This is a genomic window from Rathayibacter caricis DSM 15933, from assembly GCF_003044275.1.
Taxonomy (GTDB): Bacteria; Actinomycetota; Actinomycetes; order Actinomycetales; family Microbacteriaceae; genus Rathayibacter; species Rathayibacter caricis.
Genome location: NZ_PZPL01000001.1, coordinates 1,599,777 through 1,621,495, shown reverse-complemented (window position 1 = coordinate 1,621,495; position 21,719 = coordinate 1,599,777). Strand labels below are relative to the sequence as shown.

Sequence of the window (21,719 nt, the reverse complement as noted above, 5' to 3'; positions counted from 1 at the left end):
CTCCGGCTCTCCCGTGATCATAGGGCCACATCTGCAACCGCTCGCATCGACGACGTGCCCTGACTCAGGATCACGAAACACAGTGTTTACACGCGCGAATCGAAGCGGGTAGCGTCGCCGGTCTACTGTCGATGCAACCGGTTACATTCACCCTGCGGCCTTTCACGGCGCCGCCCGACGCGTCCGATCGGAGGTACTCGTGAGGTCGAGGACCGCTCCCCTCCTGCTCCTGCCCGGGCTGGGCTTCCTGCTGCTCTTCTTCGTCGTCCCCTCGCTGGTGATGCTGTTCGCCCCTCCCGGAACGGGGCCCGTCGAGGTGATCGCCCGGGTCGGCGAGATGCTCACCGACCCCTACGAGCTGCGCATCATCGGCCGCACGGTCGGCATCGGACTCGTGGTGACGCTGATCTGCGTCGTCCTGGGTTTCCCGATCGCCTACCTGCTGGCGCGCTCCTCGTCCCGCTGGTCCGGCGTCCTGCTGGCCCTCGCGATCTTCCCGCTCCTGCTCAGCAACGTCGTGCGCACCTTCGGCTGGCTCGTCGTGCTCGGCTCGAACGGCGCGATCGGCCAGCTGCTCGTGGGTCTGGGCGTCGTGTCCGAGGCCCCGCAGCTGCTCTACACGGAGCTCGCGATCGTGCTCGGCCTGACCCAGCTCTTCCTGCCGCTCGCGATCATCTCCTGCTACTCCGCCGTCTCGCAGGTCGACGCCGGCCTCGACGACGCCGCCCGCGGACTCGGCGCGAGCCCCACCCGCACCTTCTGGGACGTGGTGGTCCCGCTCTCGCTGCCCGGCGTCGTCGTCGCCGCGACGCTCGTCTTCGCCGGCTCCGTCACCGCGTACACCACGCCCTACCTGCTCGGCGGGTCGAGCCAGCGGATGCTGAGCACCCAGCTGTTCTCCTACTCCAGCGTCACGATCGACTGGGCCGGCGCCTCCGCCACCGCGATCGTCATGACGGTCCTGGTCTTCCTGGTCTCCGGGCTCTCCTCCCTCGTCGCCCGGAAGGGAGCCGTCTCATGAGGACCCGCCGCCCCGTCGCCGCGTCGCTCGCGGTCGCCGGCTACGTGATCATGATCGTGCCGATCCTGTTCGTCGTCGCCACGGCTTTCACCGCCGGATCCACGCTCCGCTTCCCGCCGGAGGGGCTCTCGTTCCGCTGGTTCGGCGAGGCGCTCTCGTACGACCCGTTCCTGGAGTCGCTGGCCACCAGCGCGCAGCTCGCCGTGCTCTCGACGGCGATCGCCCTGCTGATCGGCATCCCGGCGACCCTGGCGATCTACCGGGGCAGGATCGCCGGCCGCTCGCTGATCGAGGGGCTCTTCCTCTCGCCGCTGATCGTGCCCGAGCTCGTCGTCGGCCTGGCGCTGTTCCAGCAGCTCGTCGTCACGCTCGACATCGACAACGCGGCCGTGCTGCTGATCGGCCACACGGCGCTCCTGCTCCCCTACGCCGTCCGCGTGACCGGCGCCTCGCTCGCCACCAGCGACCCGGCGCTCGAGGAGGCCGCCCGCGGCCTCGGAGCCGGACCGCTGCGCACCTTCTTCACCGTCACGCTCCCGATCCTGCGCCCCGGGGTCTTCTCGGCCGCGCTGCTCGGATTCGTGACCTCGTTCAACAACGTCCCGCTGTCGCTGCTCCTGCAGAGCCGCGACGCCAGGACCCTCCCCGTGACGATGCTCGACTACGTCCAGCAGAGCTACGACCCCATGGTCGCGGCCACGTCCACCCTCATCCTCGCGGCGACCGTCGTCATCGCGATCATCGCCGAGCGCAGCGTCGGCTTCGCCCAGATCTTCGGAGGCATCAACCGATGAGCGCAGCAGCGGAATTCGTCGACGTCAGTCAGGTCTTCGGTGACTTCACCGCGGTCGACGGCATCGACCTGGCGATCCCGTCCGGGAAGCTGACCACCCTCCTCGGGCCCAGCGGATGCGGCAAGACCACGTCGCTGCGGATGCTCGCCGGGTACTCGACGCCGACCTCGGGCCGGATCCTGATCGACGGCGTCGACAGCACCCGGCTCGCTCCCGAGAAGCGCGGACTGGGCATGGTGTTCCAGTCGTACGCGCTGTTCCCTCACCTCAGCGTCGCCGACAACGTCGGCTACGGGCTGAAGCTGCGCGGTCTCGGACGCGCCGAGCGGGCTCAGCGGGTGACCGAGAGCCTCGAGATGGTCGGGCTCGCGCACCTCGCAGCGAGCCGGCCGCGGCGCCTCTCGGGCGGACAGCAGCAGCGCGTCGCCCTCGCCCGCGCCATCGCGATCCGCCCCCGGCTGCTGCTGCTCGACGAGCCGCTGTCGAACCTGGATGCGCGGCTCCGCGTGCAGATGCGCTCCGAGATCCGCCGCATCCAGTCCGAGACGGGGCTGACCGTCGTGCTGGTCACGCACGACCAGGACGAGGCGCTCGAGATGAGCGACGAGATGGTGCTCATGCGCGCCGGGCGCATCATGCAGCAGGGCGCACCGGCCGCGGTCTTCGGCGCTCCGGCGAACCGCTTCGTCGCCGACTTCCTCGGCTACGAGAACTTCCTCGGCCTCGCCGACGGCTCGCTCGTGACGGTGCGTCCGGAGCACCTCGCGGTGACGAGCGGGGCCTCATCCGGCGCACTGTCCCTGGACGCGGTCGTCGTCGACGTCGCCTACCGCGGGGTCGACGTGCTGGTGACGGTCGAGGCGACGGATCCCGCCGGCGACCCGGTGCGGCTGGTGTCGGACGTGCGCGCCGACTCCGCCGCGCGCGTCGCGCCCGGGGACGCGGTCGTCGTGTCGGCCGCGGCGTCGCGGATCGTCGCACTGGCCCGCGACTGAACGCGGCGCCTGCTCCCGCGCTCTCCTCGTTCTCTCCGTCCTCCTCTTCCCCAGCAGCTCCCCTCCGCAGCACCTCTCGAAAGGAACCGCCATGTCCCGCACCACACCCCGGCGCGCCGTCGCCCTCACCGCCGGTGCCGTCATCGGCGCCCTCGCCCTCGCCGGCTGCTCCGGCGGCTCCGACTCCTCGGAGTCCGAAGGCGCCTCCGAGACGCTCGTCGTCAGCACCTTCCCCTTCGGCGTCGAGCAGTTCCAGGAGGCGGTCATCGACCCCTTCACCGAGGCGACGGGCATCGAGGTCGAGGTCGAGACCGGCTCCAACTCCGACCGGCTCTCGCAGCTGCAGCTCGCGGGCGGCGACGACCCCGGCGTCGACGTGATGCTCATCAGCGACTACTACGCCGCACTCGGCCAGGAGGACGACCTCTTCGAGCAGGTCGACGCGGACGCCGTGCCCGCGATCGCGGACATCGCCGACTTCGCGAAGGAGGACGTCTACCTCGGCCCGGCCTACAGCTACCAGCTCAACGGCACGCTCTACTCCACCGACGCGTTCTCGGCCGAGCAGGCCGCCGACTGGGAGCTCTACGGCGACTCCGCGAACGCCGGGCGCGTCGCGCTGCCCGACATCTCGGTCACCGCGGGCCAGCTGATGATCAGCGGAGTCGCGGCCACCTACGGCGACGGCCCCTACGACATCGACACGGCGCTCGACACCCTGTCGGGCTGGGCGCCCGGCGTGCTGCAGTTCTACAGCTCCTCCACCGAGGTCACGAACCTGCTGACGCAGGGCGAGATCACCGCCGCCGACGCGCTGAGCGGCTTCGCCACCGACCTCGTCGCCTCGGGCGAGCCCATCGGCTGGACCCCTCCCGCGACCGGCCGCTACATGGCGACCAACCGCGCGATGATCCCCGCGGGCGCCGCGAACACCGACGCCGCCGAGCAGTTCATCGACTACCTGCTCTCGGTCGAGGCGCAGACCTCCTCCGCCGAGATCGTGGGTGACCTGCCCGTCAACCTCGCCGCGCAGGTCCCGGAGTCGATCACCGCCGTCGTCGGCGACATCGCCGCCGACCCCACGGCCGCCGGCTACGAGACCCTCGACCCGACCGAGCTCGTCCCCACCCGCTCGGAGTGGGTCGACCGCTTCGCCCGCGAGGTCACCGCCCAGTAGGCGGCCCGCCCGTGCGCGGCCGCCGCGCCGCGCACGGGCCCTCCACCCCGCACCGCCCGCACCACCCGGAGAGACCGCCATGAGCACCGAGACCGCCGCCCCGACCGCCGCCGCCGGCGCCGTCCCCGACGAGTGGATCCGTCGGATCCCCAAGGTCGACCTGCACTGCCACCTGATCGGGACCGTGCGCGCGAGCACGTTCGCCGAGCTCGCCCGCCGGGAGGGCCTCGCGCTGCCCGCCGACCCCGAGCGGATCTTCGCCGACATCAACTCCCTCCCGCCCGACCCCGCGCTCTACCGCGACACTGTCGTGCCGGTGCCGCAGGGACGCTCGGCCGGCGAGCCCGAGGTCTCGTACTCGCTCTTCCAGGCGTCGGAGTGGGTGGTGCAGGTGCTCCGCTCGCCCGAGGACCTGACGCGGATCGTCTACGAGGCCTTCGAGGACGCGCACCACCGCAGCGGCACCCGTCATCTCGAGCTCTTCTTCGACGGCGTCCCCGAGCACCTGGCGGGCCTGGGGTACCGCGGCAGCGTCGAGGCGTACGCCGACGGCATCCGCGCGGCCGAGCGCGACTTCGGCATGACCGGGCGGATGATCGCCGGAATCGACCGCAGCCGCAGCGGCGAGGAGGCCCTCGCCCTCGTGCAGCAGGTCGTCGACTCCCCGCACGAGTACGTCGCCGGCATCGGCCTCGACAACCTCGAGACCGCCGGCCCGCCCGAGCGCTTCGCAGACGCGTACGCCCTGGCCGGACGAGCGGGTCTGGGCCGCACCGCGCACTCCTCCGAGCACGCCCCCACCGCCGCGAACACGATCACCTGCCTGGATCTGCTGGGCTGCGACCGCATCGACCACGGCTACTTCGTGCTCGAGGACCCGGCCGTCGTCGAGCGGATGCGCGAGGACGGAGTGGTCTTCACCGTCGCGTCGACCACCTCCCGCCGCTCCTGGCGCCCGTGGCGCCGCGCCTCCATCCGCGCCATGCTCGACGCCGGTCTACGCGTCACCCCCTGCTCGGACGACCCGGGGATGTTCCCGACGACGCTCGCCGACGAGTACCGGATCGCCGCGGGGCCGATCGGAGCGACGCACGCGCAGCTGCGCGCGATGGCGCTGACCGGGGTGGACGCGTCGTGGCTGCCCGCGGCCGAGAAGGCGCGGCTGCACGTGGCGGCCGCGGCGGAGCTCGATGCACTGGACGCGGAGTTCGGGCTGGGGCTCTAATCCCGGACGCGCCACCTCTGCGCCGAGAAGCCGAGGGAATGTCAGTGGTCGACGGTTCACTGCTCGCATGACGGAGATCGGTACGACGGAAGCGGTGCTCGCGGAGGTCCGCGGGCGCGGCGACCGCGCCGCCGCGCTCGCCCGCTCGGCTGCACCGCTCCACCTCGCCGCGGCCGAGGAGCTGTACGCGGGCTACCGCGCAGCTCTCGAGCACCCCGAGGCGTTCTCCCGAGGCCGGTCGCGCAGCGAGTCGAGCGATCTCGTGGAGCGCTCGATCCGAGCCGAGTTCGCGGTCGCCCTCAGGGTCTCGGAGGCGTCCGCCTCGCGCTCACTGGAGCAGGCGCAGCTGCTCGTCGAGGATCTGCCGATGACCAGGGCCGCGCTGGCCGGAGCGCGCATCCTCTGGGAGTCGGGCCGCATCGTCTGCGCCGTCGCCGCCACGCTGCCCGTCGCCTCGCGGGCCGCGTTCGACGAGCGCGCAGCCCGTCTCGCCGTCTCCCTGACCCCCACGCAGCTGCGGCGAGCCCTGGCGCGACTCCGGGAGGAGCTGCACGAGCAGCCCCTCGCCGAGCGCCACCGGCGAGCCCGTGAGGACCGGGCCGTGTGGATCACGCCGGAGATCGACGGCATGGCGACCCTGTCCGCGCTCCTCCCCGCTCCCACCGCGATCGGAGCGTTCGCCCGCCTCGACCGGCTCGCGCGGACCCTCCGCGAGGGCCGCGCCGGCGCCGGTGAGCACGGCGACCAGCGCCGCGACGAGCCGTGCGACGACCGCACCCTCGCGCAACTGCGCGCCGACGCCCTCGCCGACCTGCTGTGCGACGGGGACGTGTCGGGCACCTCGCCCGGCGAGCCCGGTGCACCCACGTTCGTCCCCGGGGTGCGCGCCGAGATCCGCCTGACCCTCCCCGCCACGACCGCCGCCGGTCTCGACGACTCCCCCGCAGACCTCGACGGCTACGGCCCCGTGCCGGCCGATGTCGCCCGGGAGCTGGTCGCCGGCGGCGCCTCCTTCACTCGCGTCGCGACCGATCCCGGTGCCGGCACCGTCGTCTCCGTCGGCCGCACGCTGCGCGTCCCACCCCCGGGGATGCGCCTCCACCTGCAGCTGCGCGACCAGACCTGCCGCTTCCCCGGCTGCACCCGTCCCGCGTCGCGCACCGAGGCCGACCACGCCGTCGAGTGGCGCCATGGCGGCGAGACCGCCCTCCGCAACCTCGCCTCCCTCTGCGTCGCCCACCACCACGTCCGCCACGGCGACCGCTGGACCTACGTCCTCCACCCCGACGGCACCGCCGACTGGACCACCCCCACCGGACGCCGTGTCACGACCCGCCCGGGCCCGGTCCCCGGCGCCCCGCCGGGCTCGGGCCCGCGGTTCGCCGACCCGCCGCCACCCTTGTGAGCAGGCAACCGCGGAAACCCGCGTCGCGTCGCGCCCATCGATCGAATGTGAACCAGGGTGCGTGGGCACCCGCGGCTCCCGGCGACGGCGGGTCGCGATACGCCGCTTCCGGCGCCTACTCGACCAGCAGGCCTGCGTATCGCCGCGCGCGAAGCACATCCCTCCCCGGAGAACGGGACCACCTCGCCGAGCCGACCACGCCACGCCACGGGGCGATCCGCGTGCGAGCGGATCGCGTAGCGGAACGCACTCCGCTCTGCCGACCGCGCCCGACTCGAACAGCCGACCGCGCGCCGATCGACGAGGACCTCGTCGGATCGGACTCAGTCCAGCAGCAGCGCCGGCTCCTCCAGCACGCTGGCCACGTCGGCGACGAAGCGGCTGACGACGTCGCCGTCGACGACGCGGTGGTCGAAGGATCCGCCGACCGTGGTCACGTAGCGGGGCCGGACCTCGCCGTCGACGACCCACGGCTTCTGCTTGATCGTGCCCAGCGCGATGATCGCGACCTCGCCCGGGTTCAGGATCGGGGTGCCCGTGTCCATCCCGAAGACGCCGATGTTGGTGATCGTGATGGTGCCGTTCTGCATGTCGGCGGGCGCCGTCTTGCCGTCGCGGGCGTCGAGGGTGAGCTTCTCGAGGGCCTGGGCCAGCTCGAGCAGGCTCATCGACTGGGCGTCCTTCACGTTCGGCACGATCAGTCCGCGGGGGGTGGCCGCGGCGATGCCGAGGTTGACGTAGTGGCGCACGATGATCTCGGAGTCGGTCCACGCCGAGTTGACGGTGGGGTTCCTCCGGACCGCCCAGATGATGGCCTTCGCCATGATCAGCAGCGGCGACACTTTGGTGCCGGCGAAGTCGGGCGAGTTCTTCAGGCGCTTGACGAACTCCATGCTGCGCGTGGCGTCGACGTCGACGAAGACGCTGACGTGCGGCGCGGTGAAGGCGCTCTGCGACATCGCGGCGGCGATGGCCTTGCGCACGCCGCGCACCGGGATCCGCTCCTCGCGGGAGTCGGCCCACGCGGGGGTCTGGATGTTGCGGAAGACGCTGGCCTGCGACGCGTGGCGGATGACGTCGTCGCGCGTGACCTCGCCGGCGAGGCCGGTGGCCTGCACCTCGAGGAGGTCGACGTCGAGGTCCTTCGCGAGCTTGCGGATGGGCGGCTTCGCGATGACGGGGAGCGCGGCCGCGGCGGGGACCGACGTCGGGCGCGGCGGAGCGGCCGGGCGCGCGGGGGCCGCGGCGGCCGGAGCGCCCTGCGGTCGGCGGCGACGGGTGGCGACGTGGCCGCCCGCGGTGCCGTAGCCGACGAGCGCGGCGCCCGATCCCTCTCCGGGCTCGGTCGTCGACGGGGCGGGCGGAGCGGCCTGCGCCGGGTGGGCGGGGATCGCGGGGATCTCGGACCCGAGGGTGCCGGCGCCCGCCTGCACGGTGATGATCGGGGTGCCGACGTCGACCGTCTGGCCCTCGTCGACGAGGACGTCGACGACGGTGCCGCTGAACGGCGACGGCAGCTCGACCAGCGACTTCGCGGTCTCGATCTCGACGAGCACCTGGTTGACGGCGACCTCGTCGCCGACCTTGACCTTCCAGGCCACGATCTCGGCCTCGGTGAGGCCCTCGCCGACATCGGGGAGGAGGAACTGCTCTGTCATCGTCGGGATCTGCTTTCTGACGCTGGAGGGACGCGGACGCGTCGGGTGGGACGCGGACGCGTCAGTACGCGAGGGAGCGGTCGACGGCCTCGAGCACGCGGTCGACGTCGGGGAGGAAGATCTTCTCGACCTTGGCGGGCGGGAACGGGGTGTCGAAGCCGGCGACCCGCAGCACGGGTGCCTCGAGCGAGTAGAAGGCGCGCTCGGTGACAGTCGCCGCGATCTCGGAGCCGAGGCTCACATTCGCGGACGCCTCCTGGGCGACGACGAGGCGGCCGGTCCGGCGCACGGACTCGAGCAGCGGCTCCCAGTCGATCGGCGAGAGCGAGCGGAGGTCGACGACCTCGATGCTCGTCCCCTCCTCGCCCGCGAGCTCGGCGGCCTGGAGCAGCACCGACACCATCGGTCCCCAGCCGACGACGGTCACCTCGGTGCCCGGTCGCACGACGCGGGAGGCGTGCAGCGGGACGGCGGAGGCGCGCAGATCGACGTCGCCCTTGGGCCAGTAGCGGCTCTTGGGCTCGAAGAACATCACCGGGTCGTCCGAGGCGATGGCCTCCTGGATCATCCAGTAGGCGTCGTTGGGCGTGGACGGGCTGACGGCGCGCAGACCGGCGGTGTGCGCGAAGTACGCCTCGTTGCTCTCCTGGTGGTGCTCGACCGCTCCGATGTGCCCGCCGAAGGGCACGCGGATCACGACGGGCATGCTCAGCTGCCCCTCGTGCCGGTTGGTCATCTTGGCCAGCTGCGAGGTGATCTGGTCGAAGGCCGGGTAGATGAAGCCGTCGAACTGGATCTCGCAGACGGGCCGGAAGCCGCGCATGGCGAGTCCGATCGCGGTCCCGACGATGCCGGACTCGGCGAGCGGGGTGTCGAGGACGCGCTGCGGTCCGAACTCGGCGTGCAGTCCCTCCGTGATGCGGAAGACGCCGCCGAGGGGGCCGATGTCCTCGCCCATCAGCAGGACGCGGTCGTTCTCGGTCATCGCGCGGCGGAGGCCGGCGTTGAGCGCCTTGGCCATGGACATGGACTGGAGCTGCTCCTCGGAGAGGTGCGGCTGGGCAGCCGTGGTGCTGGTGTCGATCGTCATCGCGGGTCGCCTCCGAACGAGTCCTCGTAGCGCTGCAGCCACGCCTTCTGCTCGGCCACCTGCGGATGCGGTTCCGAGTACACGTGGTCGAAGATCACGTCGACCGGCGGCGCCTCCAGCTCGAGCAGCCGGCGGCGGATGTCGGACGCGTAGTCCTCCGCCTCCGCGTCGACCTCGTCGAAGAAGGACTGCTCCACTCCCTCGGTGCGCAGGTACGCGGCGAAGCGCGTGAGCGGGTCCTTCGCGATCCACGAGGCGAGCTCGTCGTCGGTGCGGTACTTCGTCGGGTCGTCGCTCGAGGTGTGCGCGCCGATGCGGTAGGTGAGCGCCTCGATGAACTGGGGTCCGCCGCCCGAGCGGGCGTCCTGGAGGTGCTTGGCGGTGACGGCATAGCTCGCGAGCACGTCGTTGCCGTCGATCTGCACGCCGGGGATCCCGAAGCCGGAGGAGCGGAGGTAGAGCGGGCTGCGCGACTGCGTCGCCACGGGCACCGAGATCGCGTAGTGGTTGTTCTGCAGGAAGAAGACCTGGGGTGTCCGGTAGCTCGCGGCGAAGACCATCGCCTCGCTGACGTCGCCCTGGCTCGAGGCGCCGTCGCCGAAGTAGACGACGACCGCCGCGTCCTTCTCGGGGTCGCCGGTGCCGGTCGCCCCGTCGAAGGTCAGCCCCATCGCGTAGCCGGTGGAGTGCAGCGCCTGCGACCCGAGCACGAGCGTGTAGAGGTGGAAGTTGCCGTTCGCCGGATCGGTGGGATCCCAGCCGCCGTGCGTGGTGCCGCGCAGCAGCGCGAGGACGTTCAGCAGGTCGATGCCGCGGATCTTGCCGACGACGTGCTCGCGGTAGGAGGGGAACACGTGGTCCTGCGGGCGCATCGCGAAGGCCGAGCCGACCTGCGCCGCCTCCTGGCCGTGGCTGGGCACCCAGAGCCCGAGCTGACCCTGCCGCTGGAGGTTCGCGGCCTCCTTGTCGAAGCGGCGGACCACCGCCATCTCGCGGTAGAACGAGCGGTGCTGCTCCTCGCCGATCCCGTCGAGGAAGGAGGCGTACTGCTCTGCCGCGGGGGTCGGGGCGAAGCGCCCGTCCGCGGTGAGGAACTGGACCGTCGGCGACTCCGTGCTGGTGACTACCACCCGACTAACCTATCCGCCTCGCGGGATGCCCCTGCGGGAGGGACCCCACAATCTCGGCCGCCGCCGAGAGGAGCTTGTCGACAGACTCCTCCTCGCCGATCGAGACCCGGATGCCCTCCGGCGGGAACGCCCGGACGACGACGCCGGCCCGCTCGTAGACGCCCGCGGCCCACTCCGTCTGCTCGCGCGTGTCGAACCAGAGGAAGTTGGCCTGCGAGTCGGGCAGCGTCCAGCCCGCCTCCCGGAGCGACTGCTGCACGCGGTCGCGGAGGGCGACGATGCGGTGCACGCGCTCGAGCAGCTCCTCGCGGTGCCGGAGGGACGCGACGGCGGCGGTCTCGGCGAAGCGGGTCACCGAGAGCGGGATCGCGGTGGACCGGGCGGCGTCGAGGATCCGGGGGTGGCCGATCGCGTAGCCGACGCGCAGTCCCGCGAGCCCGTAGGCCTTGGAGAAGGTGCGGGCGATCACCAGGTTGGGGTACCGGCCGAGCAGCGCCGTGCCGTCGACGGCGCGCTCGTCGTCGACGAACTCGGCGTACGCCTCGTCGAGGAGGACGAGGACGTCGCTCGGGACCCGCTCGAGGAACGCCTCGACGTCGTCGGCGGCCGCGATCGTGCCGGTGGGGTTGTTGGGGCTGCAGACGATCACCAGGCGGGTGCGCTCGGTGATCGCCAGCGCCATCGCGTCGAGGTCGTGCGTGTCGTCGGCGCGCAGCGGGACGCGCACGCTCGTCGCTCCGGCGGTGGTGACGAGCGAGGGGTACGCCTCGAACGAGCGCCAGGCGTAGACGACCTCGTCGCCCGCTCCGGCCGCCGCGCTGATGAGCTGCGCGATGACGGCGACGGATCCGGCCCCGACGATCACCTCGTCGAGCCCGACGCCGTACTCCTCGGCGAGCGCCGTCCGCAGGGCGGTCGCCGCCGCATCGGGGTAGCGGTTGAAGTCGCTCACCGCGTGCACTTCGTGCAGGACGGAGGGCAGCGGATCGAACGGATTCTCGTTCGAGGACAGCTTGAACGCGTCGGCGGCCGCCGCTCGACCCTGGCGGTAGGCCGGGAGGGCGAGGATCTCGGGGCGGAGGCGGACGGGAGGGGCCGACGGGTCTGTCACCCGCCCATGGTAGGCGGCAGGGGGGACACACACCCCCTGGCCCGCGGCAACCTCCCTTCTTCGGGGGCCGATCGTGGCCCTGTCCCCCGATAAGGTGCCGTCATGCGGAGTCGACGGCGAACCGAGCGGTGCCCTGGTGCGCACCGGGCGCCTCACGGCGTCGTCGCCGCCGTCTCGGCGGGCCTGCTGACCCTCGCGCTCGTCGCATGCACCCCGCAGGAGGACGCGGCCGGTCCCCCTCCGACGCCCCGCGAGACGTCGATCGAGGTGACCGCTCCGGCCGAGTTCACCGCGGCGAAGGAGCGGGCGCTGAGCGTCCGCGACGACGTGCTCGCCCTCCTCGCGGCCACCGACCGCTCGGTCGAGGGCAGCGCCAGGGGCGACCTCCTCGCCTCCGTCCCCGCTCTCACCGCCGCCCTCGCGGGCGTCTCGACCGAGGAGCTGACGGCCGCGGCCGATGCCGCCGTCGACGCCGAACTCGTCGTCGCTGACCGCGTGCTGGGCCTCGGCGCCGGAACCCTCGCCTCCGGCTCCGGGTCCAGCGCCCGCCGAGCCGCACTGCGCACCGCGATGGGGGAGCTCGAGGCGGCCGTCGCCGCCCGCGGCGGTCTGGCCGCTCCGGCCCGCGCCGTGCTGGACGCGCGGGACCCGCTGATCCCGCCTCCCGGCAGCGGAGTCCCGCCGCGCGCCACGCAGGCACCCCAGCCGCCCGCGGCCACTCCCCCACCCGCGCAGCCCACCCCGGAGCCGACTCCGACCGAGCCGCCCGTCGAGCCGCAGCCGACGGCGCCCCCCGCGCAGCCGGAGCCGCCGCCGCCCCCGTGCAACCGGAACCACCGGAGGAGCCCGAGCCCACTCCGACCCGGCAGCCGCCGATCGATCCGATCCCCGACTGCGGCAGCGACCCCTCGCTCTGCCCGCCCGTCCCCTCGCCGTCGATCGACGACCCCCGCTGACCCACCGGCTCTCGCGGACGGCCCCGCGGACCGGGATAGTGGAGGCATGCGCAGACTCCTCCTCGGCCTCCTGACCAACGCCGTCGCGATCTGGCTCACCACGCTCGTGGTGGCGGGGGTGCGCGTCGCTCCGTACGAGGAGGGGGCCACCGCCGCCGTCCTCACGTACCTCCTCGTGGCGGTGATCTTCGGAGTCGTGAACGCCGTCGTCGGCGGCGTGATCCGCGTGGTCGCGTTCCCGCTGTACCTGCTCACGCTCGGACTGATCTCGTTCCTCGTCAACGGGGCGCTCCTGCTCCTGACCGCCTGGGTCAGCGGCCTGTTCGGGTTCGGACTCGAGGTGGACGGCTTCTGGTGGGGCGTGCTCGGCGCCCTCGTGCTCGCGATCGTCAACTGGTTCATCGGGCTCCTCGTGCGCCCGTTCCTGCGGGGCCGCGAGAACTGACCGGCACCGTCGTCAGCCGGACGCCGACCCGGGAGTCGGGAGCCGAGCGCCACAGGGCGAAGAGCCCCGCCCCGGCGACCGCCAGGCGCGGGTCGCTGTCGAGGGTCTGCGCGGTCGCGATGTAGGAGTGGAGTGCGTGCGCGGGCACGGCGCCCTCCTGCAGCGTCGCGACGGGATCGGACCCCCGCTCCACGCGGACGACGCCCGGCTCCAGCGCACTGGTCCGCCCGAATCCGGCGAGGGCCGGCACCAGGTCGTCCGAGTGCTCGACCGACACGGTCCTGGTGCCGTCGGGCAGATCCAGACCCCGGATCGGGCTGCCGAACGCGACGACGTCGTGCACGTCGTACCGCCCCGACTGCGCGACGCGCGCCGCGATCAGCCCGCCCTGCGAGTGCGCGACGATCGTGACGGGCGCTCCCGGAGGCACGCCCGCCGCCTCCATCGCGGCCAGCGTCCCCTGCACCGAGGTCCCGGCGCTCCCGCTCATCGCCTGCAGGTTCGCGGCGGCCCCGAAGGCCTGCGCGGGATCCCCGCTCCAGTCGGTCGTCCCCGAGACGGCGACGAGCCACTCCGATCCGTAGCGCTCGATCACGACCTGCGGCCCGTCCGGGTCGCTCGGCGGGACCCGCCCCGCGAGCTCGCCCCAGCCGCGCGGCGGGGCGGCGGCCGATCCGAAGGGCGGCGCAGGAGGATCCGCCCGCTCGAGACGGAGCCGCCGCTCACCCGGCGGGGGCACCGCGCCCAGCAGCGTCCCGAGCACGACGAGCACCCCCGACGCCGAGCCGACGCCGGTGCCGATCACCCGCTCGTCAGGCGGGGCGCCGAGTGCGGCCGCGATCGGCGGCGGCAGCAGCAGTACTCCGATCTCGGTCCCCAACCCGATCGTCGAGATCAGTGCGCGGATCCCCTCGAGCACCAGCGGATCGCCCAGCAGCGCCCGCACCAGCTCGTCGCGCTCCTGCTCGAGCGCGGCCCGGTCGCCGCCCGCGAGCAGCGCCGCTCCGACATCGTGCACCACCTCCGTCGTCGCCCGCACGAGCGCCGCGGCGTCCGCGAGCGCCGTCGGTGCGCGGTGCCCGAGCGACTCCTCCGCCCGTCGCGCGAAGGCGACCACCGCGACGACGGGAGCGGAGCCGGGTGGCAGCGGCGGCGGCTCCTCCGCCCGCTCGTACGCGGCAGCGGCGCTCGCCAGAGCCGCCCGCAGCACGTCCGCCTCCTGGGCGAGCACGCGCAGCCGCGCGCCGAGGAGGCCGAGCTCGCCCGAGCGCTCCGGCGAGGTGAGCGCGACGGCCGGCGCCGCCGCGTCGACCCCGGCCGCGCACTCGGTGAGACCCGCCCCGAGCACGCTCAGCATCCGCTTCCGCTCGTCGAGCTCGAGCGTCTCGACCCGCGCGGTCACCGCACGCCCTCCGCGAGCATCGCCGCGCTCGCCTCGAGGACCGCGAGATCGCCCAGGATCCGGGCCGCCCGCTCCGCGAAGCCCCTCGCCGCCGCGTCCTCCCAGTCGGCGTCGGGGACGAGCCCGGACGCCTCCGCCCGCAGCTCGCCCACCCTCTCCGCGAGGACGCGGAGCTGCGGCCCCGCCCCGTGCGCCGTGTGCTCGATCACCGTGCTCGCCTCCGTCATCGGGCCCCCGCGGAGCCAGCATCGCCACACGACCGGGCGGTCGGGCACTGCCGGGTCGGTTCGGGGGAGGACGGAGCGGATCGACCGGGTGTGAGGGAGCCCTCGTGCACCAGAATGAGCGGGTGACCCCCCGCCCCCTCGCGCCCTCGGCCTTCGCCGTGTGCTTCGTCTGCACCGGCAACATCTGCCGATCGCCGATGGCCGAGGTCGTCCTGCGCTCGCTGGCCGAGCGGGCAGGCCTCGGCTCGGTCATCGAGATCACGTCGGCCGGCACCGGCGAGTGGCATCTCGGCGAGCAGGCCGACCACCGCGCGCTCGACGCCCTCGAGCGACGGGGCCTGGACGGCGCCCGCCACCGCGCCCAGCTCTTCGATCCCTCGCGGTTCGGGGAGTTCGACCTGGTCGTCGCCCTCGACCATGGTCACGAGCGCGCCCTGCGCTCCTGGGCGCGGACGGACGTCGACCGCCAGAAGGTCCGCCGACTGCTCGCCTTCGAGCCGGGCCTCTCCCCGCAGGGCGACGTGCCCGACCCCTACTATTCCGATGCGGCGGCGTTCGACTCCGTGCTCGCGCTCATCGAGCGGGCCTGCGAGTCGCTCTTCGCCCAGATCGAACCCGGACTGCGCGGCAACCGCGCGTCCCTCACCGACTCCCCCCGAGAACCGGAAGGCACCACCGCATGACGCTCCCCCTCCAGCCGCTCAGCCCGCTCGACGGCCGCTACAGCTCCGCCGTCTCCTCGCTCGGCGAGTACCTCTCGGAGGCGGGCCTGAACCGGGCGCGGGTGCACGTCGAGGTCGAGTGGCTGCTCGCCCTGACCGACCGACGGCTGTTCGGCTCCGAGCCCGTCGACGCCGCCACGGCCGAGGAGCTGCGCCGTCGCGCCCGCGACTTCGGCCAGGCCGAGATCGACGAGCTCGCGACCCTCGAGGCGACCACCCGCCACGACGTGAAGGCCGTGGAGTACCTCGTCCGTCACTGGCTGGCCGACCTGGGCCTGGGCCGCATCGCCGAGCTCACCCACTTCGCCGCCACCAGCGAGGACATCAACAACCTCTCCTACGCGATCGTCGTGCGCCAGGCCGTCGGCGAGATCTGGCAGCCCAAGCTCCGCTCGGTCGTCGACTCCCTCCGCGAGCTGGCGGTGCGCTACCGCGACGAGTCCATGCTCAGCCGCACGCACGGCCAGCCGGCGACGCCGACCACGATGGGCAAGGAGTTCGCGGTCTACGCGTACCGCCTCGAGCGCGTCCTCGCGCAGATCGACGCCACGGAGTACCTGGGCAAGTTCAGCGGAGCGACCGGCACGTTCGCCGCGCACCTCGCCGCCGATCCCGACGTCGACTGGGCCGGTCTCGCCGAGGAGTTCGTCACCTCGCTCGGTCTCGACTTCAACCCGCTGACCACCCAGATCGAGTCGCACGACTGGCAGGCCGAGCTCTACGGCAAGGCCGCGCACGCCAACCGGATCCTGCACAACATCTGCACGGACATCTGGACCTACATCTCGCTCGGCTACTTCCGGCAGATCCCGCAGGCCGGAGCGACGGGCTCGTCGACCATGCCGCACAAGATCAACCCGATCCGGTTCGAGAACGCCGAGGCCAACCTCGAGCTCTCGAGCGCACTGCTCGACTCCCTCGCGCAGACCCTCGTCACCTCCCGGCTGCAGCGCGACCTGACCGACTCGACGACGCAGCGCAACATCGGAGTCGCCTTCGGCCATTCCCTGCTCGCCCTCGACAACATCGCGCGCGGCCTGCTCGAGATCGACCTCGACCCGCGCGCGCTCGCGGCCGACCTCGACACCAACTGGGAGGTGCTCGCCGAGGCGATCCAGACCGTGATCCGCGCGGAGGTGACCGCCGGGCGCTCCTCGATCACCGACCCCTACGCGATGCTCAAGGACCTCACCCGCGGCAAGCGCCTCGGCGCCGAGGACCTCGCGGCCTTCGTCGACGGTCTCGACATCGGCGGGTCCGCGAAGGCGCGTCTGCTGGCGCTGACCCCCGCGGGCTACACGGGCGCCGCCTCGGCCCTGGTCGACCGCCTGAACTGACGGAGGCGCCGGTGTCGGCGGTCGTGCGTAGCGTCGGGGCATGCCCCGCCGCCGCACCGCCGCCGTCACCGCCTGCAGCATCGACGGGTGCGCTCTGCCGACCGAGGCGGGCGCACCCGTCGCGCTGTGCGCGGCGCACCTCGGCCTCGCCCACGACTGGGTCGCCCGCGAGGACGGAGTCGTCGACGCGCTGCCGTCGCCGTGCCCCGTCTGCGGATCCCGGCTCGGCGTCCGCCTGCCGTCGGCCTGGCTCTGCGCCGCGTGCGAGTGGCGGCACGGCGAGGTGCCCGACGGCGAGCTCGGGCCGCCGCGCGTCGAGGTGGTGTACTACATCCGCTTCGGCGACCGGCTGAAGATCGGCACGAGCGCGAACCCTCGCCAGCGGCTGCACCGGCTGCGGCACGAGGAGCTGCTGGCCTTCGAGCGCGGCGGTCGATCGCTCGAGCAGCACCGGCACGCGCAGTTCGCGGCCGAGCGCCTCGAGCGCACGGAGTGGTTCGCGCGGAGCCCCGCACTCGACCGTCACGTCGAGACGGTGCGGGCGGGCGAGCCCGATCCGTGGGCGACTCACCGCCGCTGGGTCAGCGAGGCCCTGGCGCTGCGCACCTGACGAGCACCGGAGTCAGCGGCACCACGCGTCCACGAGCAGCGGGCCGCGGATCTCGCGCAGCCGCTCGAGGACCCGGTCCGCGAGGGCCGGCGAGACGGCCGACGCGGTCAGATCGAACGGACCGAGCGGAGCGAGCCTCCCCGTCCGCACGCGCAGCACTTCCCAGCCGGCCGCTCTCACCGCACGGTCCTTCCGCCGGTCGGCCTCTTCGCGCTTCCCGACGTGCTCGAGCCCGTGCCGACCCGTCGAGTCGTACTCGATCGCGACGCGCAGCTCGGCGAGCACCACGTCGGGCCACGCCTCGAGGTGGTCGAAGAACGGCTGCCTGAGCCGCACCGCCGTGAGCCCCGGCTCGAACTGCAGGCGCTCCGCGAGCAGCGCCCGCAGCCGCGCCTCGACGGCTGAGGCGGGCGGAGGAGCGCAGCGGCTCGCGAACGGCTCGCCGACAGGCAGATCCGGCGTCTTCGAGCAGAGCCGCGGAGGGCGACGGGAGGAGGGGCGCGGGGCGACAGCGCGCACGGGAGCAGCAGCCGCAGAGGCAGCAGGTGACGCAGTGCGCCCCGCCGACGCCGCCCGGGCGAGCGCCACCACCATCGGCTCCCCCACGTCCACCCGCATCGGCGCCGCCCGCGGCGCTCGGGGAGCCGCCGCCTCGGCGCAGTCCGGGCACCACGACGAGCGCCGTCGCTCGCGCCCCGGCCGCATCCGCTGCTCCTCGGGCGTCGCCACGAACAGGTGACCCGTGTCGCAGAGCCAGCAGAGGTAGACGTCGGCGGCCGGCGGGATCTGGCTCAGGACGATGCCCTCGTTGTACTCGGGCCGGTACTGGCGCACGAGCACCGGGTACGACCGCCACGCCTCCCGGTAGGTGCCCACCGCGTACGGCACCTCGACGCCGCGCGAGAAGCGCCGGCGCCGCCACCATCGTCCGATCTGCTCAGCCACGGCGGCACGCTAACGCGCACCTCCGACACCGCCGCGATCACGAGGTGCTCGTGCGGTCACGGGACCGCGACGAGGATCAGGCCCCGTGCCCGCGGTCCTGCTCGTCGATGTCGGCGATCTCGGCGCCGTCGGGCTTGAAGGTGAGCGAGAACATCGCGATCGCGACGAGCACCACGATGAACGTCACTCCGAACGAGATCAGCGCGACCACGATCTCGCGGGTCGACAGCAGCACCACGCCGCCGACGAAGAGCGCCATGACGGCCGAGAAGCCGATCAGCTCGAGCGGCCGCAGCCGGTCCTTGCGGGCGGGCTGGAACGTGCGGGGCGTGAAGTGCTCGTCGTCGGCGCCCGGGGTCGAGCCGGAGTCGGGGGTGGGGCCTTCGGCGGTCATCGGTCTCCTCCGGTGGTCGGGGTGGAGGGCGCGACGGCGTCGGAGGCGCCCGCCCACTTGAGCGAGAACGCGGCGATCCCGAGGTAGACGGCGACCATCACGGCGTAGGCGCCGAGGAGCCCCACCGAGACGACGGGGTGGGGCGGGAGGAGCGCGAAGGCCGCTCCGAGCAGGAGCGTCCCGGCTCCGACGACGACGGAGTCGCGCGCGGCGAGTCCGCTGCGGCGGCGCCCGGAGACCAGCTCGAAGGTGCCCGCGACGAGGCCCCAGCCCGAGACGAGGGCGATGAAGAGCATCAGCGACGGGACCGGCAGCGCGACCAGCGCGAGCACTCCCGCGAGCAGCGTCACTCCGGCCGACACGAGCGCGGGCGCGCGACCCGGGCCGGTGAGGGTGCGCAGGGCCAGGAGGAGCGACAGCGCGCCCGTGAGCAGCGCGAAGCCCGCGAAGACGGCGAGGCCCAGGACGGGGCTGTGGTCGGGCGAGAACGTGACCGTGCATCCGGCGACGGCGGCGACGATCGCGCGGCCCAGCGGGAGGAGCCAGGTGCGGCTCGTCGTCCGGGCGGTGTCGGCGGCTTCGGCCACGATCGAGCCTCTCTGGTGGTGCGGTCGGCGGAGGATGCGGGGCGATCCGCCTCACGGTGCGGCGGGATGCGGTCCGGTGCAGGCGTCGGCCGCGGGCGGACCCGCCGGATCCCGCAGGCACGACGATTTTACGCCCCCGCCCGGCGCACGAGCGCCCGGCGCCTCTTCCCCAGCCTTATCCCCGGCGAGTTCCCGGTCCCCGCGGGTGCGCGGTCGAGCCCGACCGCGCACCCCGCAGGGTCAGCGCGCGACGGTGCCGAGCCAGACGTCCTCGACCCGCGGGAAGACCGCGGTCGCCGAGAAACGCTCGTCGAACCGGCGCGCGGCCCGCTCGACCATCTGCGCCCGCGCCTCGGCGTCGTCGATCAGCTCGCGCAGCGCGGAGGCGAGGGCCTCGGCGTCGCCCGCGGGCACGACCGAGCCGACACCCTCCGACAGCACCTCCGGGATCCCGCCGACGGCGGTCGAGACGACGGCGGCGTCGCGCGCCATCGCCTCGAGGATGAACATGGGCATGGCCTCGTCGCGCGAGGGCAGCACCGCGATCGCCGCCTCGTCGAGCAGGTCGAGCAGGCGGTCGTGCTCGAGCGAGCCGAGGAACTCGATGCCGGGGATGCTCCGGTCGACGATCTCCTCCTCGCGGATCGGACCTGCTACGAGCAGGCGCCACGTGTCGCCCTTCGCGAGATCGGCCCAGGCCTTCTGCAGAACGTCGACGCCCTTGCGCCGGCTGACGACCCCTCCGAAGACGACCGTGTCGGTCTTGGCCGACGGCGTCCCCTTCTCGATCGCGTTCGGCACGAGGTGCACGCGGTCGGCGGGCGCGTAGCGCCGGCAGATCTCGGACGTCTCCGCCGAGAGCGAGATGACCTCGTCCGCGCTCCGCAGCACGTTCTTCACCAGCGACGGGTGCGCCCGGGTGAACGCGGCGAACTCGCTGCCGTGCAGGTGGGCGACGGTGCGCAGGCCCAGGCGGTGCGCGAGGCGCAGGAGCGATCCCTCGCGCAGGAACGAGCCCCGCTCCGAGAGGTGCACGACGACGACGGCCTGCGGCTCGCGCCGGGCCAGCGCCACGATCCGCGCGGCGGCCGATGCCGCCAGGCGGGCCCCCGCCACGTGCTCACCGGGAGCGGTGCGCGACGAGATCACTCCGACCTCGGAGCGCTCGAAGGGCCAGGACAGGTAGCCGTTGACCACCTGGGTCATGCCCCCGGGCACCTCGCCGCTGCGGCCCACGTGGTAGACCGGGCGCTTCGCGGCGGCACCGCGGGTGCGGCTCCCCCGGCTGGGCGTGCGGAGGAGCGACTGGATGTCGTCGCGCACGCCGCGGAGGCGACCGCGCGCCTCCAGCAGCGCCTCGAGCAGCTCGCGACGGCGTCCGGCGACGGCGCCGAGGAACTCGACCGCGTCCTCGGGCCGGGCCTTCGACATGTCGAGGGTGACGCCGTCGACGCCGATCGTCTCGAAGTGGCGGGACGCTTTGGTCGAGGAGTCCATCTGCAGGCTGACGGGGACCGCGCCCTCGGTGAACGCCATGATGATGACGTGCAGGCGGTCGCTCAGGGCGATGCGCGTGCGGCGGTAGAGCTCGCGGAGCTTCACCTCGTGCTGGTCGTGGGTGTCGCTCGGGTCCCAGTCCAGGAGCTCGGCGCCGAGGTCGGCGGCGAGGCGGCGCGACCGGTCGGAGTCGACCGCGACCTGCGTGACCACGTGGATGTCGAGGTCCTCGCGCTGCGCGTACGCGGCGATGGCGTCCAGCCACTCCTTGCGGGGGTAGGGACGCGCGTCGACCTCGTGGTCCTCGCGGAGGGAGAGGACGAGGATGCGGCGCGCATCCTCCGGCTCCTGCAGGAACGAGCGGATCTCGTCGTCCGTCGCGCCCTCGCCGTAGCCGAGGTCCGGCATCGCCGCTCCCACCCGCATGTACGAGGCGGTGCGGTCGTCGCGCCAGCGGGTGTAGCTCGAGAGGGCCATCGAGGGCCACATGATCGCGCGCGGCAGCGGGGCGAAGTTCCTCGTGCCGACTCCGGCTCGGATGACCTTGCCGCCGCCCAGGCGCACGAGGGCGATCCCGGGGAGCATGACCAGGTGCTCCTTCATGCCGATCAGCGTCAGCTGGATCTCGCCCGGCTTGAAGACCGAGTGCGCACGACCGGCGAGCGCCTCGCGGGCGAGGGCCGCGTACCAGCGCACCAGCGAGCGGTAGACCGTGTCGTCCGGGCCCAGGCGCAGACCGTCGTCGTAGCCCCACGGCGAGTGCCCGACGTAGACGTGCATCGGCCCGGCCTCGCGCAGCCAGTCGAGGAGCTGGCGCCGCAGGATGATGTCGCCGATGTTCTCGTACTGTCCTCGTCCGACGGCGAAGATCGAGCGTGCTTGCATCACAGGCGGGCCTTTCGGGTGCGGGTCGGGGTCTGTCGCGTCGCCCGGGCGGGGCGATCCGCCGGCCGGGCGTTCCCCGGAAGTGCTCCGGACGTCCTCGCGAGGC

At 73.2% G+C, this 21,719-nt stretch carries 20 protein-coding genes; 10 read left to right on the top strand and 10 right to left on the bottom strand.

Annotated features, from left to right (window positions below):
• Positions 1-199: 199 nt before the first annotated feature.
• The 6 genes from C1I63_RS07375 (at position 200) to C1I63_RS07350 (ending at position 6,617) form a co-directional block, all read left to right on the top strand.
• Complete coding sequence (locus C1I63_RS07375) at positions 200-1,021, top strand: ABC transporter permease (RefSeq protein WP_082480939.1); 822 nt, start codon at positions 200-202, stop codon at positions 1,019-1,021.
• Positions 1,018-1,815 (top strand): ABC transporter permease, encoded by a 798-nt coding sequence (locus C1I63_RS07370; protein WP_107574352.1) that lies wholly within the window; start codon positions 1,018-1,020, stop codon positions 1,813-1,815. Before C1I63_RS07375 ends, C1I63_RS07370 begins: the two co-directional genes overlap by 4 nt.
• On the top strand, positions 1,812-2,810 hold the full coding sequence (locus C1I63_RS07365; protein WP_055785974.1) for an ABC transporter ATP-binding protein: 999 nt from the start codon (positions 1,812-1,814) through the stop codon (positions 2,808-2,810). Before C1I63_RS07370 ends, C1I63_RS07365 begins: the two co-directional genes overlap by 4 nt.
• 91 nt (positions 2,811-2,901) lie before the next feature.
• Positions 2,902-3,987: an extracellular solute-binding protein gene (locus C1I63_RS07360; protein WP_055785971.1), complete on the top strand. Its 1,086-nt coding sequence runs from the start codon at positions 2,902-2,904 to the stop codon at positions 3,985-3,987.
• A 79-nt stretch (positions 3,988-4,066) separates the two neighbouring features.
• Complete coding sequence (locus C1I63_RS07355; RefSeq protein WP_243591345.1) at positions 4,067-5,212, top strand: adenosine deaminase family protein; 1,146 nt, start codon at positions 4,067-4,069, stop codon at positions 5,210-5,212.
• Positions 5,213-5,279: 67 nt separating this feature from the next.
• Positions 5,280-6,617 carry an HNH endonuclease signature motif containing protein gene (locus tag C1I63_RS07350; RefSeq protein ID WP_170116342.1) on the top strand — a complete coding sequence of 446 codons (1,338 nt, stop codon included), beginning with the start codon at positions 5,280-5,282 and terminating at the stop codon, positions 6,615-6,617.
• 323 nt (positions 6,618-6,940) lie between these two features.
• On the opposite strand, the gene C1I63_RS07345 is transcribed toward C1I63_RS07350, so the two are convergent.
• From C1I63_RS07345 to hisC, 4 genes are all read right to left on the bottom strand, one after another.
• Positions 6,941-8,275: a dihydrolipoamide acetyltransferase family protein gene (locus C1I63_RS07345; protein WP_055785965.1), complete on the bottom strand. Its 1,335-nt coding sequence runs from the start codon at positions 8,273-8,275 to the stop codon at positions 6,941-6,943.
• Positions 8,276-8,336: 61 nt separating this feature from the next.
• Positions 8,337-9,302, bottom strand: a complete 966-nt coding sequence (locus C1I63_RS07340; protein ID WP_425326988.1) for an alpha-ketoacid dehydrogenase subunit beta — start codon at positions 9,300-9,302, stop codon at positions 8,337-8,339.
• A 59-nt stretch (positions 9,303-9,361) separates the two neighbouring features.
• Positions 9,362-10,495 (bottom strand): thiamine pyrophosphate-dependent dehydrogenase E1 component subunit alpha, encoded by a 1,134-nt coding sequence (locus tag C1I63_RS07335; protein ID WP_107574349.1) that lies wholly within the window; start codon positions 10,493-10,495, stop codon positions 9,362-9,364.
• A gap of 4 nt (positions 10,496-10,499) precedes the next feature.
• Positions 10,500-11,606 (bottom strand): histidinol-phosphate transaminase, encoded by a 1,107-nt coding sequence (hisC, locus tag C1I63_RS07330; RefSeq protein ID WP_107574348.1) that lies wholly within the window; start codon positions 11,604-11,606, stop codon positions 10,500-10,502.
• A 102-nt stretch (positions 11,607-11,708) separates the two neighbouring features.
• On the opposite strand from hisC, the gene C1I63_RS20320 reads away from it, so the two are divergent.
• Entirely contained in the window at positions 11,709-13,007 is a 1,299-nt protein-coding gene (locus C1I63_RS20320) for a phage holin family protein (protein WP_342353103.1), read from the top strand.
• Here C1I63_RS20320 and C1I63_RS07320 read toward each other — a convergent pair.
• On the bottom strand, positions 12,961-14,409 hold the full coding sequence (locus tag C1I63_RS07320; RefSeq protein ID WP_146168396.1) for an alpha/beta hydrolase: 1,449 nt from the start codon (positions 14,407-14,409) through the stop codon (positions 12,961-12,963). The two genes, C1I63_RS20320 and C1I63_RS07320, sit on opposite strands and share 47 nt — an antisense overlap.
• A complete protein-coding gene (locus tag C1I63_RS19380; RefSeq protein WP_211315589.1) occupies positions 14,406-14,636 on the bottom strand; it encodes a hypothetical protein in 231 nt (76 codons plus the stop codon). The genes C1I63_RS07320 and C1I63_RS19380 overlap by 4 nt, the downstream gene beginning before the upstream one ends.
• 122 nt (positions 14,637-14,758) lie before the next feature.
• Here C1I63_RS19380 and C1I63_RS07315 point away from each other — a divergent pair, with 122 nt between their 5' ends.
• The 3 genes from C1I63_RS07315 to C1I63_RS07305 are packed head-to-tail and all read left to right on the top strand — an operon-like array spanning position 14,759 to position 17,305.
• Positions 14,759-15,319, top strand: a complete 561-nt coding sequence (locus C1I63_RS07315) for a low molecular weight protein-tyrosine-phosphatase (RefSeq protein ID WP_200930954.1) — start codon at positions 14,759-14,761, stop codon at positions 15,317-15,319.
• A complete protein-coding gene (gene purB, locus C1I63_RS07310; RefSeq protein WP_107574346.1) occupies positions 15,316-16,695 on the top strand; it encodes an adenylosuccinate lyase in 1,380 nt (459 codons plus the stop codon). Before C1I63_RS07315 ends, purB begins: the two co-directional genes overlap by 4 nt.
• A 40-nt stretch (positions 16,696-16,735) precedes the next feature.
• Complete coding sequence (locus tag C1I63_RS07305) at positions 16,736-17,305, top strand: GIY-YIG nuclease family protein (RefSeq protein WP_107574345.1); 570 nt, start codon at positions 16,736-16,738, stop codon at positions 17,303-17,305.
• A 12-nt stretch (positions 17,306-17,317) separates the two neighbouring features.
• Here C1I63_RS07305 and C1I63_RS07300 read toward each other — a convergent pair whose 3' ends face one another.
• The 4 genes from C1I63_RS07300 to C1I63_RS07285 form a co-directional block, all read right to left on the bottom strand.
• The gene (locus tag C1I63_RS07300) at positions 17,318-18,250 is read right to left on the bottom strand and encodes a PDDEXK family nuclease (protein ID WP_170116341.1); all 933 of its coding nucleotides are present in this window, start codon (positions 18,248-18,250) and stop codon (positions 17,318-17,320) included.
• A gap of 76 nt (positions 18,251-18,326) precedes the next feature.
• Positions 18,327-18,644: a hypothetical protein gene (locus tag C1I63_RS07295; RefSeq protein WP_244907003.1), complete on the bottom strand. Its 318-nt coding sequence runs from the start codon at positions 18,642-18,644 to the stop codon at positions 18,327-18,329.
• Positions 18,641-19,231 (bottom strand): DUF308 domain-containing protein, encoded by a 591-nt coding sequence (locus C1I63_RS07290; RefSeq protein WP_055785928.1) that lies wholly within the window; start codon positions 19,229-19,231, stop codon positions 18,641-18,643. Before C1I63_RS07290 ends, C1I63_RS07295 begins: the two co-directional genes overlap by 4 nt.
• A 240-nt stretch (positions 19,232-19,471) precedes the next feature.
• Positions 19,472-21,613 carry a glycosyltransferase family 4 protein gene (locus tag C1I63_RS07285; RefSeq protein WP_146168394.1) on the bottom strand — a complete coding sequence of 714 codons (2,142 nt, stop codon included), beginning with the start codon at positions 21,611-21,613 and terminating at the stop codon, positions 19,472-19,474.
• Positions 21,614-21,719 lie beyond the last annotated feature (106 nt).

Coding starts and splice junctions, on each gene's coding strand:
- C1I63_RS07350 (WP_170116342.1), top strand. CDS start 5,280: ATGACGGAGATCGGTACGACGGAAGCGGTGCTCGCGGAGGTCCGCGGG.
- C1I63_RS07340 (WP_425326988.1), bottom strand. CDS start 9,302: ATGTCCATGGCCAAGGCGCTCAACGCCGGCCTCCGCCGCGCGATGACC.
- purB (WP_107574346.1), top strand. CDS start 15,316: ATGACGCTCCCCCTCCAGCCGCTCAGCCCGCTCGACGGCCGCTACAGC.
- C1I63_RS07285 (WP_146168394.1), bottom strand. CDS start 21,613: ATGCAAGCACGCTCGATCTTCGCCGTCGGACGAGGACAGTACGAGAAC.
- C1I63_RS07370 (WP_107574352.1), top strand. CDS start 1,018: ATGAGGACCCGCCGCCCCGTCGCCGCGTCGCTCGCGGTCGCCGGCTAC.
- C1I63_RS20320 (WP_342353103.1), top strand. CDS start 11,709: ATGCGGAGTCGACGGCGAACCGAGCGGTGCCCTGGTGCGCACCGGGCG.
- C1I63_RS07355 (WP_243591345.1), top strand. CDS start 4,067: ATGAGCACCGAGACCGCCGCCCCGACCGCCGCCGCCGGCGCCGTCCCC.
- C1I63_RS19380 (WP_211315589.1), bottom strand. CDS start 14,636: ATGACGGAGGCGAGCACGGTGATCGAGCACACGGCGCACGGGGCGGGG.
- C1I63_RS07360 (WP_055785971.1), top strand. CDS start 2,902: ATGTCCCGCACCACACCCCGGCGCGCCGTCGCCCTCACCGCCGGTGCC.
- C1I63_RS07295 (WP_244907003.1), bottom strand. CDS start 18,644: ATGACCGCCGAAGGCCCCACCCCCGACTCCGGCTCGACCCCGGGCGCC.
- C1I63_RS07305 (WP_107574345.1), top strand. CDS start 16,736: ATGCCCCGCCGCCGCACCGCCGCCGTCACCGCCTGCAGCATCGACGGG.
- C1I63_RS07345 (WP_055785965.1), bottom strand. CDS start 8,275: ATGACAGAGCAGTTCCTCCTCCCCGATGTCGGCGAGGGCCTCACCGAG.
- C1I63_RS07365 (WP_055785974.1), top strand. CDS start 1,812: ATGAGCGCAGCAGCGGAATTCGTCGACGTCAGTCAGGTCTTCGGTGAC.